General features: G+C 43.1%; 18 protein-coding genes. 4 read left to right on the top strand and 14 right to left on the bottom strand.

The annotated features are described in order from the left end of the window. Positions 1–77: 77 nt before the first annotated feature. The 7 genes from BMY78_RS12085 to BMY78_RS33255 all read right to left on the bottom strand — a co-directional run bounded on the left by BMY78_RS12085 (position 78) and on the right by BMY78_RS33255 (position 5,793). Entirely contained in the window at positions 78–1,688 is a 1,611-nt protein-coding gene (locus tag BMY78_RS12085) for an ABC transporter substrate-binding protein (RefSeq protein WP_090898598.1), read from the bottom strand. Between the two features lie 125 nt (positions 1,689–1,813). Continuing rightward, positions 1,814–2,710, bottom strand: a complete 897-nt coding sequence (locus BMY78_RS12090; RefSeq protein ID WP_090898601.1) for a carbohydrate ABC transporter permease — start codon at positions 2,708–2,710, stop codon at positions 1,814–1,816. A 12-nt stretch (positions 2,711–2,722) separates the two neighbouring features. Further along, complete coding sequence (locus BMY78_RS12095; protein ID WP_192264214.1) at positions 2,723–3,679, bottom strand: ABC transporter permease; 957 nt, start codon at positions 3,677–3,679, stop codon at positions 2,723–2,725. A gap of 197 nt (positions 3,680–3,876) precedes the next feature. Then, positions 3,877–4,845, bottom strand: coding sequence for a LacI family DNA-binding transcriptional regulator (locus tag BMY78_RS12100; RefSeq protein ID WP_090898607.1), 969 nt, complete (start codon positions 4,843–4,845; stop codon positions 3,877–3,879). Between the two features lie 98 nt (positions 4,846–4,943). Continuing rightward, positions 4,944–5,351 (bottom strand): S-layer homology domain-containing protein, encoded by a 408-nt coding sequence (locus tag BMY78_RS33720; protein WP_090902357.1) that lies wholly within the window; start codon positions 5,349–5,351, stop codon positions 4,944–4,946. Further along, positions 5,285–5,626, bottom strand: a complete 342-nt coding sequence (locus tag BMY78_RS12110; protein ID WP_090898610.1) for a hypothetical protein — start codon at positions 5,624–5,626, stop codon at positions 5,285–5,287. The genes BMY78_RS33720 and BMY78_RS12110 overlap by 67 nt, the downstream gene beginning before the upstream one ends. A 35-nt stretch (positions 5,627–5,661) precedes the next feature. Further along, positions 5,662–5,793, bottom strand: a complete 132-nt coding sequence (locus BMY78_RS33255; RefSeq protein WP_256222070.1) for a hypothetical protein — start codon at positions 5,791–5,793, stop codon at positions 5,662–5,664. A 145-nt stretch (positions 5,794–5,938) separates the two neighbouring features. Between BMY78_RS33255 and BMY78_RS12115 the strand changes: the two genes are divergently transcribed. Continuing rightward, a complete protein-coding gene (locus BMY78_RS12115) occupies positions 5,939–6,103 on the top strand; it encodes a transposase (protein ID WP_143067025.1) in 165 nt (54 codons plus the stop codon). 209 nt (positions 6,104–6,312) lie between these two features. On the opposite strand, the gene BMY78_RS12120 is transcribed toward BMY78_RS12115, so the two are convergent. Continuing rightward, on the bottom strand, positions 6,313–6,981 hold the full coding sequence (locus BMY78_RS12120) for an SDR family NAD(P)-dependent oxidoreductase (RefSeq protein WP_256222212.1): 669 nt from the start codon (positions 6,979–6,981) through the stop codon (positions 6,313–6,315). Positions 6,982–7,484: 503 nt separating this feature from the next. Between BMY78_RS12120 and BMY78_RS12125 the strand changes: the two genes are divergently transcribed. Both BMY78_RS12125 and BMY78_RS12130 read left to right on the top strand, forming a co-directional pair. Beyond that, positions 7,485–8,243 (top strand): SDR family oxidoreductase, encoded by a 759-nt coding sequence (locus tag BMY78_RS12125; protein ID WP_090898616.1) that lies wholly within the window; start codon positions 7,485–7,487, stop codon positions 8,241–8,243. Positions 8,244–8,382: 139 nt separating this feature from the next. After that, complete coding sequence (locus BMY78_RS12130) at positions 8,383–9,000, top strand: TetR/AcrR family transcriptional regulator (protein ID WP_090898619.1); 618 nt, start codon at positions 8,383–8,385, stop codon at positions 8,998–9,000. Positions 9,001–9,347: 347 nt separating this feature from the next. Here BMY78_RS12130 and BMY78_RS12135 read toward each other — a convergent pair whose 3' ends face one another. From BMY78_RS12135 to BMY78_RS12155, 5 genes are all read right to left on the bottom strand, one after another. Beyond that, positions 9,348–10,427, bottom strand: coding sequence for an alkene reductase (locus BMY78_RS12135; RefSeq protein ID WP_090898622.1), 1,080 nt, complete (start codon positions 10,425–10,427; stop codon positions 9,348–9,350). Positions 10,428–10,472: 45 nt separating this feature from the next. Beyond that, on the bottom strand, positions 10,473–11,171 hold the full coding sequence (locus tag BMY78_RS12140) for an SDR family oxidoreductase (RefSeq protein WP_090898624.1): 699 nt from the start codon (positions 11,169–11,171) through the stop codon (positions 10,473–10,475). Positions 11,172–11,394: 223 nt separating this feature from the next. Next, positions 11,395–11,973, bottom strand: a complete 579-nt coding sequence (locus BMY78_RS12145) for a TetR/AcrR family transcriptional regulator (RefSeq protein ID WP_090898626.1) — start codon at positions 11,971–11,973, stop codon at positions 11,395–11,397. Between the two features lie 81 nt (positions 11,974–12,054). Continuing rightward, entirely contained in the window at positions 12,055–12,834 is a 780-nt protein-coding gene (locus tag BMY78_RS12150) for an SDR family oxidoreductase (protein ID WP_090898629.1), read from the bottom strand. Positions 12,835–12,852: 18 nt separating this feature from the next. Then, the gene (locus BMY78_RS12155) at positions 12,853–13,854 is read right to left on the bottom strand and encodes an NADP-dependent oxidoreductase (protein ID WP_090898632.1); all 1,002 of its coding nucleotides are present in this window, start codon (positions 13,852–13,854) and stop codon (positions 12,853–12,855) included. A gap of 202 nt (positions 13,855–14,056) precedes the next feature. Between BMY78_RS12155 and BMY78_RS12160 the strand changes: the two genes are divergently transcribed. Then, positions 14,057–14,656 carry a TetR/AcrR family transcriptional regulator gene (locus BMY78_RS12160; protein ID WP_218152273.1) on the top strand — a complete coding sequence of 200 codons (600 nt, stop codon included), beginning with the start codon at positions 14,057–14,059 and terminating at the stop codon, positions 14,654–14,656. Positions 14,657–15,655: 999 nt separating this feature from the next. Here the strand turns inward: BMY78_RS12160 and BMY78_RS12165 are convergent. After that, positions 15,656–16,324, bottom strand: a complete 669-nt coding sequence (locus BMY78_RS12165; RefSeq protein ID WP_090898636.1) for a hypothetical protein — start codon at positions 16,322–16,324, stop codon at positions 15,656–15,658. Positions 16,325–16,480 lie beyond the last annotated feature (156 nt).

Below are 16,480 nucleotides of genomic sequence, written 5' to 3' on the forward strand. Positions count from 1 at the left end.
ATTCATTTCCTCAGTCTTCGACATAGATTGAAGAGCCCCTTCCCGTCTTGTTAATTCCATGAACATCGATTTGATAATTATTTGTTTAAACTTGCGTTATAACGATCCAGCCCCTTTTGATAGATCTCCATCAATTCGTTCAACCCCATCTTATCCAGGTTCTTCACATAGCTGTCCCACTGCTCATCCACGCCGCCATCAACAATGAATTTTCCTCGCTGGGTATTTACATATTTAATCAATTCGGGCTCGATTCGATTGATTTTGTCCAGCTCCTCTGGCTCAAAGAAGATACTTGGGTAGTTTTCCTCTTCCATATAGGGATCGTAATATTTCTCCAAGTCTTTAACGCGCTGCTGGGCTCTAGGCTCCAGATCAACTACTTTTCCCAAATCTTCGATGGTAATGACGCCAGGGCCGCCTGCGCCTGGAGCCACTTTTTGACGGAATTCGCCCGCGGAAGTGCCCTCAGGAATCGGCAGGTTCACCAATTTCCCATTTTCGTCCTTCTTGAATACGACATCCAGCGGACCCCAGTGGATTTGAGCAGCCATGTACGGTTCATACTGCTGGTCGATCCAACGCATTGTGATTTCCGGGTTCTGGTTTTCTTTAGTAATCACGAAAGCACCGCGTCCTGGGCCGCCACCGTTGCCCCGACCGATCGATTGATCTCCGTTCGGTCCTTTGAGCGGGGACAGCAGAGCATAATCTTCGCTTCGCTCCGTTCCAACCACCTCATCGACTTCCCACCAGATATAGGAGCCGAGCGTTTCGACTGTTGTTTTCCCTTTGGCCAGATACTGAGCAGCGTCCTGGGTGAACGATTCAGGATCAATCAAGCCCTGCTTATACCATTTTTCATTAAAATATTTCAACGCTTCCTTATATTCAGGCTGCGTAGCAGTAAAGATCACTTTTCCGTCCCGGACGACCCGATGTTCCATGTTATCCGGAAGTCCGAATGCTCCGAATATCCCAGCAATATCCATACACCACTGCATATGCATAAAGCTCAGCGGAATTTCGTCGGCCTTGCCGTTACCGTTTGGATCCTGTGTTTTAAAGGCAACTAATGCTTCCGTATATTCATCCAGTGTCTGCGGCATTTTCAGCCCCAGCTTGTCGAGCCATTTTTTATTGATAACGTGAAAGAAGGGGTTTGTTCCAAGATTGTTCTCTTCCCAAGAAGGCAGTCCGTAAATATGCCCATCCGGGGCCGTGATCGAGGATCTGATGTCAGGCCTGCGTTCTAAAAGCGCTTTCAGGTTAGGCGCATATTGATCGATTAAATCCTCCAATGGAAGAATGGTCCCGTCATCACCGTATTTGACCAGTTCGTAATCTGAGAATCCTGCTCCGTAAAAAGCGTCAGGCAAATCTCCGCTGGCCAGCAACAAATTTTTCTTCTCGGTAAAGTCGGTATCCGGAATGTTCTCCCACTCGATCTTAACGTTGGTTTGCTCTTCCAGCTTCTTGAAGATTTCCATTTGAGAATACTCTGGTGCCAAAGCAGCTTTCGGGGATACCATCCTTAACGATACCGGTTCATTCACAATCGGAAGACCCGTTTTGTTAAAACTCGCAGCGGAATTTTCCGACTGATTCTTGGAGTCTCCTGAACATCCACTCAGCGCAAAAGCTCCAGCCATCATAAGAATTCCCGCTCTTTTGAATACAGTTTTCATCGTGCATAACCTCCCTCAAGATCATTCCACAAGTTGAATATCTTACCTGGTCTTACTCTATAGTGGTCTGGATGCAGATATATCGATTCTGCTGCACATCCCCCCTTTCAAGTACCATGACAACATCATCCCTTGATCGAGCCGATCATTACGCCTTTGACAAAGTACTTTTGCAGGAAAGGATACAATATCAGCAGCGGCAGACTGGATACCATGATGACTCCATATTTAATCAGTTCCGTTACGCGCATCTTCGCTGCGTAGGATTCGACATCCACCATCATGCCGGAGTTTACTTGGTTCTGGACGAGAATATTGCGAAGCACCAGTTGTAGCGGATATTTGCTTTCGTCGTTCAAATAGATCAAAGCGTCAAAGAAACCATTCCAGAAGCCGACGACGTGATACAGCACCATGACAGCTAAAATGGACTTGGATAAAGGCAACACAATACTCCAGAAAAATCTAGTGTTGGAACATCCGTCGATCGACGCTGCTTCCCTCATTTCATCCGGGATGGAGGACTGAAAGAAGGTCCTTACGATAATGACGTTCATTATGCCACCGGCACCCGGGATCACAAGCGCCCAGATCGTATTCAGCATGTGAAGATCCTTGATTAACAAATATGTCGGAATCAACCCGCCGCTAAAAAACATGGTGATCAGTAAAAACCACATGATGACCGACCTTCCAACCAGATCCTTCCGTGCTAACGGATAAGCTGCAAATACGGTAACCGCTACTCCGATCAGGGTTCCTACGCCAGCGTATAATATGGAGTTCGCATACCCGATCCATATGGAGGAGTCATTGAATATTCGTTCATAGCCGTCGAGCGTGAACCCCTTTGGTAATAACCATACTTCCCCTGAATAAATTAGATTGGGATCACTAAATGAAGCAATCAGCACAAAATACAGCGGAAATAATACAAGCAGCATAACGACGGTCAAGAAGAAATAGTTGATAGCGTCAAACCATGCGTCTCCTCTGCTTTTTCTCTTCAAAAATTGGTTCAAAGTCAATCCCCCCTACCACAAACTGGTTTCGGTTAATTTTTTGGCAATTCGGTTAACGGTGACAATCAGGATGATATTGATGACGGAGTTGAACAGTCCGACCGCTGTAGAAAAGCTGTACTGCGCCTTCTGAATCCCCAATTCATATACATAGGTCGGAATAATATTGGAGGTGGCATAATTCAGGTCACTTTGCATTAGAAATGCTTTCTCAAAACCGATGCTCATGACGTTCCCGAGTGCGAGAATGAGCAGGATGACAATTGTCGGCAAGATCGACGGAATGTCCACATACCATACACGCTTCCATTTGCTGGCTCCATCCATAATCGCGGCTTCATGCAATTCGGGATTAACCCCGGCAAGCGCAGCCAGGTAAATAATGGTGGCGAAACCGGTCTCTTGCCATACCCCGGACAAAATGTATAAAGGACGAAACCAGCCTTCGTCAGCCATGAATAGAATCGGTTCTCCACCGAACCAGGAAATGATGAGGTTCACGATTCCGCTGTTTGGCGATAAGAAAACATGGAGCATACCGACGAGTACAACGGTAGAAATAAAGTGTGGCGCATAAATGACGGTCTGGATAAATTTCTTGTATCCCTTACCCAGCATCTGATTCAGCATAATTGCGATAATAATAGGAGCCGGGAAGCTGAACACAAGCGATAGAAAACTGAGTGTTAGCGTATTTTTCATGATCGTCCAGAAGTTATAAGAATTGAAAAAATCAATAAAATGCCGGAACCCCACCCATTCACTGCCCCAAATGCCCTGGCTTGGTGAAAAATCCTTAAATGCAATTTGTACTCCGTACATCGGGTAGTACTTGAACAGGAGATAAACCAGAATGATCGGCAGCAGGAACAGGTACAGTTCATAGTTGCGTTTAATTCGACTCCAAGTTTTGCGATTTTCTTTGATCAGGGTTTGTTCTCCTCCGGAATCTCGTGAAATCACCGTCATACTCCCTTTCATCATAAAATTACTATTTGTTATTGAAACGTTTCCAATTTATATGAAGCGCTTCCACATTAATTGAAACGTTTCCAATTTAACATGAGAAAAACGTCACCCGGCTAATCCACCCGGTGAAGCGGCCGTGGCTGCTGATGTTTTTCTAAACTACTTAAAAGGGTGAAGCTTTTTGTTCTCAGGAACCATCAAGTCGTTTCACCTTGTCTAAATATGACTGGAAGACGATAAACTTCCCGGTCCAATGTTTCCCCATCGATCTTTTGGTAGAGCAGCCTGATCGCCGTACGTGCCATCTCCTCTACAGGTTGTCTGATCGTTGACAATATTGGATGGAAATAAGGATGATCCTGAATGCCATCATATCCGATGACCTTTACATCCTCCGGAACGCTAATGCCCAGCCTGCCGGCTCTTTCTATATATTTGGCGGCGAACATATCCGTAATGGCAAAAATACCATCCACATCCCCATGCTCTTTTAGAAACTCATCATAATAGGCATCATCGTCCAAAACCGGGTCTGGCTTCTCGTATACAACGTAGTCAACCCCCATGGTTCTGGCTTCCTGAATGAAACCTTCTCTCCGATTCATGGTTTCACTGAAAACAGAAGTGACACTCCCCATAAAAGCCGGTTTTTTGGCTCCTGCTTTGACAAGTTCCCTTAACGCCAGGCGCCCTCCTTCATAATTGTCCGACGTAACACATGTAATTTTCTTGTTGAAGTGTCTATCGATACTGACAATCGGAATGTCATTGCTGACATAATTTTCGATATCGTTGTACGTAATGCCGACAATACCCGCCACTTTGTTTTGCTGCAGCATATCAAGATAATATAATTCCTTTTCAGGTTTGCCACCGCTATTACACAGCATGAGCTTGAAACCTTCCCGATCCAGCTCATCTTCAATGTAATAAGCCAGTTCGGAAAAAAAAGGATGCCAGATACTCGGGAGCAGCAGGGCTACCATCTTGGACTTCCGCATTTTGAAGTTTCGGGCAATCTCATTAGGGATATAATTTAACTCTTGTATGGCCTTCTCGACTTTTCTGCGTGTTGCGGGTTTAACGGCGCCCGAATTGTTAATAACACGGGACACGGTTCCCACAGCTACACCAGCTAAGCTGGCTACATCTTTAATACTTGACATCTAACCCCCCCGCCTATCTCTCTGATGAAATCCATCATAACACCAAGTTGGAAACGTTTCAATATATTTATTTGAAGCGCTCTCTTCTATTACTTTTCCTACTGAACGGGGGAATATGACCAGGTATAATTATTTTCAATGGCCGAGTTAAGCTCTGACACATACCAAGCTTCTGGATCGATATCTTTAAACGTTCCAGCATACTGTGATGACGATGTGTACCTCAAGGCACGATTTAGAATGATTGCAAATTCAGCTCTGGTTACTTCCTTCTTGATCCCAAAAGTCCCGTCGGCGTAACCTTTAACAATTCCTTTTGAAGCTAGAGAAAGAATTGCTTCCTTTGCATAACTACCATCTATATCAGAATAGGTTTTAGGCTCTGTTTCTTCTTCAGGAATAACTTCAACTTCATTGTCACCTTTGGGTCCTGGAATTGTTACTGTTCCATTAACTTCTGTTCCTCCATTGGCGTTGGTTCCACTTGTCGTACTCCCCCAGATGATGGGTTTGTAACCGCCCCACCAGTTCCTGGTGTTGCTGGAGTAGTCGGCGCGGTGCCACCTTCATTACCAGTACCTGGGTTGGTTGGTGTTGTACCGCCGCCAGTACCCGGATCGACAATCGTCCAAGGGCTGTCTAACGTTTGGAAGCAGCGCTGATGACGGCATCCGTACTGAACATGAACAAGATGGCGATTCACCTGGATTCGCCCGATTAGCAGAATGTAGAAAAGAAACCCACGGTCATAAATGACCTGAATTCCTCGGTACGTTGACAAGGCACTTTTTCTCCTCCTTCGGGAATGGAAAGATTTCAGAGCAGCTTGTCCACCCCGACTTCATTATGATCATGGATCGAGCCTATGGAAAAATCGAGCGACTGGATCGCTTCAAAACCAGCAACCAGTCTTATGTGGTCAGGCTCCGAGATAACGTTTATTTGCACCAGCCTCGCTCCCTGCGTAGACATCCATCGAAGGATTCTGGTGTGATCCGGGACATTTCATGCCAGCTAGGTACGCCCCAAAATCGTAGTCAGGAACGTCACCGGGTGATGGTTTTTTAAGGATTACGAGGGTCGAGAAATTCGAGTGGCTACCGATTTAATGGAGGTCAGCGGTGAGCAAATTGCTCAAATGTATAAAGCTCGCTGGGAAGTCGAACTCTTTTTCCGTTGGATTAAGCAAAATCTGAATGTGCCCACCTTATTTGGAACAACGAAAATGCCGTTTATGGTCAGTTATATGGCGCTTTAATCGCTTATGTTTCCTCAAAAGTCTCTATGAGTCGGCAAAAATGAACGTACCCAAACATGTAGAGCTTTCATTTATTCGTTTTTTCGTTTGTTTCTTACGGAACAATTGCCCTTTGAATTCGATTTACATAAATTAGATATTCAACACGCGTGTTATGGTTACTAAAAACGTCTAATATAATCAGGATTTATATAAGTCCTAGCATTTATTTATTTGTTGATAAATTGCATGATTCCCTTAGGAAAAGTATCCTCTACCTCTGTTCTTTTATCATACAGATTGTACCAAGCCTCAGCCACTTGATCGGGATCAAAACTTGTACCCTGTTTGATTAAAGGACTAATGGATAAATGACCCACAAATACTCCAAGAGGAAGCAAACGCTCGTGTAAACTAAGAATATAGTTTCGGAGTCCTGACATGGCAATACCTGAATTTCCAAACATAGAGCTTGGACTCATTGCGGAAAGATCGCTTGTGAAAAGAAGAGCTCCTTCACCCCGTTCAATCATTTCTGGAAAGACTTGTCTAGCTGTATTAATAGCTCCGATGACAACATTGTTAAAAAATTGAAGTGCGCTCTCATCAGTCGTTTCCAGAACAGATGTTGTAGTAACATTTCCACTATGCGGGCTAAACTCCAAGACATCGATGGTACCGAACGTATTCTTAATTTCTTGAAAAGCTCTCATAAGTTGCATTTTGTTAGTGATATCGGCAGCAAAACCCTGAGCTTCAATTCCCATCTCACCAAGCTGCTCTGCATATTTGTCCAATTTCTCCTGTGTTCTTGAAACTAAGGCGATACGGAAACCGTTTTTTCCAAACGTCTTGGCCAGCGAGAATCCCAGACCTGGTCCTGCACCGATAATTACCATTGTTTTCAATGTATACTCACCTTCCATAGAGACATTAATAGTCATGATATAGCCCAACATTATCAAAAAGAGTTGCATAAGAGTTCAAAATCTTATCAACCTTCTTCTATTCTCTGAAACAAATTATTCAGCGATTGGTTTTCGTGACTTCAATCGCAAACGGGGGCCGACTTCCTATAGATACAAATACTCTTCTGTACGAGTATTTGTATCTAATTTAGACACTGGCAGACCTCCCGGATTCTCCTACTTGATAACGATCTTCAGACGTTGAACCTATGTAGCTGATGTCCCATCAGGACTACTCCTCCCTCATTTGTTAGTGTCCATCTCTCACTTTCTCTAAACGAATAAAAAAACTTCTTTATCTCTGTATTCACAGTCTGCTGTTCTCAAAGTGATCTTAGCACATAAGAAAAAATAAATAAAGTTGAGTTACTTGACTTAACATTATTATTCGCTTATATTTGTCCTTGTAAGTATCTTGCGATGGAGGTTTTAACATGACTAGACTTAATGGTAAACGAGCACTTATTACGGGTGGCACCAGCGGAATTGGCTTGGAGACAGCCAAACAATTTCTGGCTGAAGGCGCTGAATTGATTGTCACCGGAGTAACCCCGGCAAATGTAGAAAAAACACAAAAGGAACTCGGAAATCAAGTCCTTGTGCTTCAGGCAGATTCCCGAGACCTCAACGCTCAACTTCAACTGGCTGAACGCGTTGAACAACATTTTGGCAAACTGGATATTGCCTTTTTAAACGCAGGCGTATCTGACTGGCGTCCATTCGAGCAAATCGATGAAGAAGCCTTTGACCGCTTGTTTGCCATCAACGTAAAAGCTCCATTTTTCTTAATGCAGGCATTGACTCCAGTGATGGCGAACCCATCCTCTGTCGTTTTAATGGGATCGAGCAGTTCTCATGCCGGATATGCACATTCCAACGCTTATGCGGCTACTAAAGGTGCCATTTCCACCCTGACCAAAGCCTGGAATTCCGACTTATTATCGTCTCACGGAATTCGCTTCAATACGGTGAGTCCTGGACCGATTGATACCCCGCTTTACGATAAGAACAAGCTCGGCGTGTCTGACGAAATTCGTGAGATGGTTATTAACCGCATTCGTGAAGGGATTCCGGCTGGACGCATGGGTACTGCCGAAGAGATTGCCAAAGCTGTTGTTTATCTGGCTTCGGATGAGTCCCGCTTCACCATTGGCGTTGACTTGGTTCTGGATGGCGCTCAAACGATTCTCTAATATGTTAGCCCTATTGCTGCTTAAGCCCTCCGAGGGTGCTTAGGCAGCTTTTTCTTTTAGAACACGATCAACTGTTGTATAGTAGAGAAAAGGGTGCTATCCCTCTGATAAGACTTAAATCCAACTTTGGAGTGGAATTATGGGAACAAAATCAACTTACCATGAACGTATAAAGGAAGAAAAAAGGGCGTGCGCGATTGCCGCTGCACAAGAACTTTTTTTTGAAAAAGGGTATGCGCGTACTACTTTAGCTCAGATTGCAAAACTTGCTGGTCTCTCTACAGGTACACTTTTCAATCATTTCCCGACGAAGGAATTGATTTTTGAAACCATCGTCAAGCATTTTTGGGAGCTTGATCCCGAATGGGACTTTCTACCGGTGCTCGGCTCTCCCCTGCAAGGATTAATAAAGTTCGGACGAGACTACGCATGCGTGCTGACTCGTGATGGAATGGCTCCTTTATTCCGTGTCGTCATTGCAGAAGCCAAGCAGTTCCCCGAGCTCAGTCTTTTTCATTATGAACTGGGCGAAGGCGCCGTGCATCAGAAATTGACGCAATATTTAGTAGATGAAGTTCAATTGGGTAATATAAATCTGCCGGATGCGTCAAAAACGGCCAATGAATTTATGAGTCTAATTGCTGGGCAAGTGCTATGGCCCAAAATGTTGCTGCTTGATTTCAGTATTTCACGAGAGCAGGCTTTTCAAATAGCGGATGAGGCTGCTCATACGATTATAAACAAGTATGCTGACTAAAAAGACGAATACGAGAGATCTCCCAATATGAGACTTCCTCGTATTCGTTTTATTTACGTTCTAGTCGTAAGCGCGCACTTTGTTTGGAGAAATGAAGAACAATCAGGGTTTATCTCCTAACGAATATCTACGAGTAGCTTAATGAAGAAAAAAATAAATCCCCTCAGCTTATGATCCCCTTGGGGAATGCTCCTCTGCCTCCGCTCTGTTCTCGTTCAGAGCATACCAATACCTGAATTTCCAAATATGGGACTTGGGCTCATTGCTCCATCCCCCTGTGTGAAGTCTGTACGCCATAGATTTCTGTAAAATACTGCATTCTTTGCTTTTTTTGATGTAACTACTCCTTAGCTCTTGTGTGCTTCTAATTCTTTCAAGGTAGGATAGTCCGTGTAACCTTTGCTTCCCCCCGCGAAGAAGGTTGTAGGATCTGCCTCATTTAGTGGAGCCCCTGTTTTAAGGCGCTCTACTAAATCCGGATTAGCTAATGACCATGCACCAACTGGTATGATATCAGCTATGCCGTTGTCAAGATCGACACTCAGATCCTCCAGAGCATGTCCTGCCCGGTTGACTAATAGTGGATTGGTCCAAATGGAGCGGACGCTCTGGAGCAGCTTTTCATTTCCAAGATGCATCACATGAAGGTAAGCCAAATCCAGCTTCGCTAATTGTTGGACCAGGTAGAGATACAGTTCAGGTCCTTGTTTCCCATCCTGAATTCCTCCAAGAGGTGTTCCCGGTGAAATACGGAAGCCTGTTCTTTCTGCGCCAATTTCTTCTACAACGGCTTTCGTCACTTCAATCGCGAAACGGGCCCGGTTTTCGATCGATCCTCCATACTCATCCGTCCGTGTATTCGAATTTTCACCAATAAATTGATTAATGAGATATCCATTTGCTCCGTGAATTTCAACGCCGTCTGCACCGGCTTCAATAGCTGCTGCTGCTGCCTTACGGAAATCGGCAATAGTCGTCTGAATATCCTCTTTGCTTAACTCGCGCGGAACTGGGATGTCCTGCATTCCTTTAGCAGTAAACATCTGTACACCGGGAGCAATCGCTGACGGCGCAACGGGCTGACGATGATGGGGGGTATTGTCGGGATGTGACATCCGGCCAGCATGCATTAACTGGATGAACATAAATCCGCCTGCTGCATGAACGGCATCCGTGACTTTTTTCCACCCTTCAATATGATGTTCCGTATAGATCCCTGGTGACCACAGGTATCCTTGACCATCATCGGATGGTTGTGCACCTTCCGTAATTAGAAGCCCCATCGATGCTCTTTGTGCATAATAAAGGGAGGTTAATTCACCCGGCGTACCGTCTTCTTCTGCTCTGCTGCGTGTCATCGGTGCCATAGCTAAACGATGCGGCAATTTCAGGTTACCGACTTTGGTTTCACTCCACAATTTGTTCATTCTGTACACTCCTCTTCAATGTTTAGTTCAAAACAGTACTTGTAATTAAGAAAGATGCGGGTATAGAGTAGCAACTCCACCGGAAAGTCCAGCTTGAATCATTCGACTGTTATCATCGGCAAGAATCTCAAAGCTGTCGCTTTCGATGCCATCAATAGCCATTCTCGCAACATCCGAAGGGTTCGATTTGGGAGCATCTACACCGGCTGTCATGTCTGTCTCCATAAATCCTACATGTAAGCCTGCAACTCTAATCTGACGAGGGTACAAATTCAAACGCAGATCGTTCGTCAATGCCCAAGCTGCAGCCTTCGCAGCAGTATAAGCACCCGCAGTTCCGCCACTGAACCAAGATAATGCGGAAAGAATATTCAGCACCGTACCTCCACCGTTGTTTTCGATAACCGGGGCAAAAGCGCGAACCATGGATAACGTACCGAAGAAATGCGTATCCAATTCCAGCTGGATTTTTTCCACATCCCCTTCCAGCAGAGAAGCGCCTGTAGATGATCCTGCATTGTTGATTAAAAGGGTAATGTCCTTAGCAAGACTGGCAGCTGCTGCTACCTCTTGAGGATTGGTTACATCAAGCTTTACAGGTGTAACCCCTGGAATATCGATCGTCTCGGGATTTCTTGCCCCTGCGTAAACCTTAGCCCCTCTAGATAGAAGTTCAAGCGTAAGCTGGCGGCCAAGCCCCCTGTTTGCTCCAGTAACAAATGCGACTTGTTCAGAAATGTTCATTGTATTAGCTCCTTTTTTTGTTTTTTGATGGTAATCATTCATTATAAAATCGGGCGTCCAAAGGCTGAATCATTCAAGAATGATCATTCTAATAATAGGAGAATAAAGCACCGTTTATGAAAGTTTATTTTGATGAAGGATAGATAAACGATTTAAGAACGATCATACTAGAAAAGGCATAGGGAATGATACAATCATACTATCTTAGTCGGATCTTTAATCATTATTTAATTAGCAGTTGAATCGATGCATCGGCTATATGCTGCAATTTTTCCGTGGGTATGGAGGTTCTTGTCATTACTCTTATCCCTACATAAACAGCATGCAGATGTTCCGCTTGGTCTTCAGCACTAAAATCAACGCTAAACTCTCCATTCTGCTGTCCCCACCAAATAATATCTTTAAACAACTGTTCTGATAAAGCAAACAAATCTCTGGTCTTTGTATCTACTTCGGTATCCCGCATTGCCAATTCCACAGCTGAATTTACCATCAAACAACCGGAAGGTGAGTCATCTTCACTCCAGATTACGGAACTGAAAATAAGCTGTAATGCCTCCGCAGCAGTCTTTGAGCGTTTAACCTCTCCTGCAAGCCCAGCACTTAATTTATCGTGAAATCGGTCCATCGCTTTCAGAAACAGCGTGTGCTTGTCGCTAAAAGTGTCATATAAACTTCTTCGGTGAATCCCCATATGCTCCACTAAGTCCGTTATCGATGTCTTCTCGTAACCCTGTTCCCAGAAAAGCTTCATCGCCTTATCTAATACTACATTCTCTTCGAATTCCTTACTCCTTGCCATTCGGTTCCCTCCCTGTTATTCAATATAACATATTGAGAACGATCGGTAAATAATTTTAAAGATGTCATCACTTATTAATGCTTACTGCTTTGATTTAAGGAGCATTCGCCCCCAAGTATGTGTGATGAAATCTGGAGCGAACTTCATGGAAAAGCGCATAACTTTCGTAAACCCTGCATTCACTCGAAGTTTATTTTTTTCCATCCCTTTAATACCCACATGTACAAGATTCTCTAATGGCAAAGAAATGATCTTATTCAAGAAGCCTTCGTCAAAAGTGTCTGTGAGATTGGTTTCGGAAATAACCGGTGGACAAAGTTCCACTACATGGATGTTTTTAGCCTTAGCCCGAATTTGCTCACGTAACGCATCACTAAACATGTGAATGCCAGCTTTTGTAGCAGAATACGTAGGTGCGTTGGCAATAGTGATATTGGCAAGTAGAGAACTCATGTTAACAATCATTGCCTCCTGTTGTTTAGCTAACAGGGGTAACAATGCCTTGGTCGTGTAGATTGTCCCGTTCAAATTTGTGGCAATTTCTGCAGTAAGGTGCTCGTAAGTGACTGTTTCATCAAACAAGTCGAATTCGTGTATAATACCTGCATTATTCATAATAATATCCAGTTTGGGATAGTGAATGGTTAGTTCTTTCGCAAGATACTCTACACTATTGGGATCACTAACATCAGCCACTATGCCGATAAGGCCCGGATTGTTTTTTACAACCTGGTCGATTCGTTGTTGCGAGCGCCCAGTTATGATTACCGTATTCCCCATATCGAGCAAACGCTTCGCAAAAGCAAAGCCGATTCCAGACGTACCGCCGGTCACCAGAATGGTTCTGCCTTTCAATTTCATGATCATCACCCCCTTTCTTTAAAATCGGATAATAACTTTCCCTTTAGGATGACCTGTTGCAACAAGATTTAGAGCTTCATTGATATCTTCAATGTGGAACTCTGTGGGGTCCACCGCGGGAACAATCCGGTTCTCTTCAATAATCTTAGTAATTTTCCGTAATTGCTCTCCATCGCTGCGTACAAAGACAAAATGATATTCGATCTTCTTTTTCTTTGCTTTGTGATCATACTTGGCCCCGGCAATATGGAATAGCTTTTGTTTCCAGCCCGGCAAGCCCATTGTTTTGGCGAAACGTTTATTAGGGCCTGTCCTTAGAGACAGAAGATGACCGCCTGGTTTAATAATGGAGAGTTCATGATCAAATTCACTGGGTCCCAAGGTATCGATCACATAATCAAGATCGCGAAGTCGTTCCCAATAGTTCTCAGTCGTGTAATTAATGTATTGATCAGCTCCAGCGGCCATTGTACGTTCCTGTGCTGTTGGACTTCCGCTAACGATGACCTTAAGCCCCATGCTTTTGGCGATAGGAATAGCCATTTGGCCAAATGAACCAGAGCCGCCCGGAATGAACAAGCTTTCGCCAGCTTTTGGTGTTAGCTCTTCATGCAAACTTTGATAGGCAGTCAATCCTGTTAGAGGTGCAGCCGCACCGGTTACAAAATCCAGATTACCCGGTAGGGATGCGATGGCATCCGCATGAATCGCCGCGTATTCGGCAAACGCCCCGATTTTTTGCAGCGGCAGGCGTGAATAAACAGCATCACCAACTTGGAAACCCGTGACGTTCTTGCCAATCTTCTCAACAATACCTGTGAGCTCATTACCGAGTGTCAGTGGGAACTCATAGTCCTGGATTAACTTCACGCTTCCAGTCGCGATAAGCAGTTCCAAGTGGTTAACCGCCGCAGCTTTCACCTTAACCAAAACTTCGTAATCCGTTATTTCCGGGACTGGGATATCGCGCACTTCAACTTTAAACTGTTTTGAATATTTAGTAATTTGTGCTGCTTTCATAAAAATATCCTCCTATACGCAATTTACCAAGTAACATTTGTTTGGTTTTGTAACTTGCGAAGCAAGCATAATATTATTGGTTACAAAAGTCAACATTTGTTACTATATATTTTATATGCTAAAATAAATTGAAGGTATGATTACCGGTTGGTAAAGACTAATGAACGAAAGAAGGGTAGGCAGCACGGTGTGAGACTGGGGTATGGCAGTAACTGCTCGCTTCAAAAAGCCTCATATTCACCTGCCAATACAAATGGCTAAAATCACGCAGCAGCTTATTATTGAAACCGCCGAGGCATTAATTGAGCGCACGGAGAAATCCGAAGTGACGCTCTCACAAATAGCGGATGAATTGAATATCACTCATGCAGCACTCTATAAGCATTTTAAAAATAAACAAGAACTCTGGGCAGCTGTAGCTAAAGACTGGTTCAATCTCATGATTTCAGAACAAATCAGTATAAACATGGCTAACTCGGCCTCACCTCAGGAAGTGCTCCACGATTGGCTTTGGGCATTTGTGAATGCCAAAAAACGCGCTTATAACGAGAATCCCAAAATGTTCGCTTTGAATACACAATATGTGGACAGTAATCCAATGGTATTACGTGATGTGCTCTGGGATTCATATCAAATTATTGATAGGTTTATGGATTATAACGATCCTCACTTTGAACGGGCAGAGGCAATCCTATCTGCTTTTGCGGTGTTTAGTCTTCCCTCTTTTAAAGAATCCTGGAATTCACCAGACTACCAAGAGCGGTTTGAACGCATCTGGAGTTTAATCAAACAGGGGGTTTGATATGATATCTATATAAAACAAGGAGCAGTGCGCCGCACTCATCGAATTATCCTCAAGGAACGGAAGATGATGAAGTAATTCTTGAATATCACCAATCATTCAACAGCTTTTTCCAGAAAATCTTCGATTACGATCTCGCAATGGCCATTTCGGACACAATACACCCAATTGCGATTATCAAGCGTGATAGCAAGTTGGTCCAAGAAGTGAGCAATCCCTAGCTTTCGGACAACGGTGCTAACAGCTCAGTCATTTGCGAGCACCCTTCTTAATTTCTAACTTAGCCATCCTTCCATAAGGAATCAACTGACTGAAAGAAGACCCTCAAATCACCATACTAACCAGCTACGTATAATAATAAATCCATGTCTCCAAAAGTTGTTGAGCTAACCTGACCGTTAGCTTAATAAAAAAGCTGGAAATTTCAATTAGATATACATCTAATCTGTAATCGGAACATGTTCTTGTCCATTTCGGCAATCGGTACAAGTTCTTGTCCTTGACTCGGGACAAGAACTTGTACTGATAAAACAAAAAAGCCGATAAAATAGCGACTTTAATGGGACCATGTTCTTATCCCTCGACATCAAATCCGGGTTTGTCATCATACCCCAAATGCTCATGTAAGGAAGAGATCGAATCAATTCTGATCATTTCGTTCATCATATCATCCTTTAGTTATTACCATTAGAATTTAATTCCCGTCATTTCCTCTGAACGTTTCCATAATTCTTTAGTTGAACAAAAGCAGCCGATCATATGGATCAGCTGCTTTCTTGGTAACATTGAGTTATCGTTTCCCGGTAGCTCAACAGCGTCATAAAGCAGAGCGTAATATGCTTTCAATCCCCCTTATAAGACAATCCACTGCTCCACCGATCGCTTTGTTAAATCATGCCTCATTACGCTAATAGCTTTAATCTAACAAACCTACAGTAAAGGCTATTCCCCTTAACAGTAGGTTATTATAGTTGTAATCTTTTAACATTGAAGGTTATTTCAATATTTTATCACATTAAAATAACTTCGTTTGAAAACAAGATCAAAATCGTATGAGAAGTCAGCATAATATTTGAGAGCAATTTCACGCTGAGCATAAAAACGTTCTAAATCTTCCTTTTTCTCATCTTCAGTGTACGTGATAAGTGAGTTAACAGCTTCTTTGTAAGCATTTATACTTTCATTTGCACTGGCAAAAGCAAACGAAGAAGAATAATCCATGATAGGAGTGAAATTTTCAGTATTAAAGCCCTTAGATTCTATTTCAACATAACGGATTAACTCCATTAATTTTGTGGTATCAATTTCATTTTGCAATAACAGATTCCCAAGGATATTCGTTATTTCCTGATCTATTTTCTGAAAATGATTGATGAAGGTATAATGAAAAGCATTTAGTTCCTCTAGGTTTTTAGCATAGTAGAGATTTCTATTGACCATGGTGAGCGTTGAATTCTTAAAGGATACTGAAAAGCCGGCGTCTCTAAATATATTAACCGGGACATACAATCGGTTGTTGATTATTGTGGGCTCCACATCAGTTTTTGTTTTTATTTCTGTATTGTTGATTTTAATACTAATTTTCTCCGATACACTATTCGCTGCAAATGTTGCGACTGGGACACTTAAGAGCAATAAAACAATTGCACCAATATACATTTTCTTCATTTTTTCACCTCTCATTTAATGATTAGGGTCATTCACTCAATCATTGCCCCGTAGAATTAAAAATGTCTTATACCCCCTTATTATTGTAAATATATTCAAATTTATCTTATCATACCTTCACGCTAACCTGCCCATTAGTTTTATGAAACAGATAAA

This window comes from Paenibacillus sp. OK076 (genome assembly GCF_900110055.1).
Taxonomy (GTDB): Bacteria; Bacillota; Bacilli; order Paenibacillales; family Paenibacillaceae; genus Paenibacillus.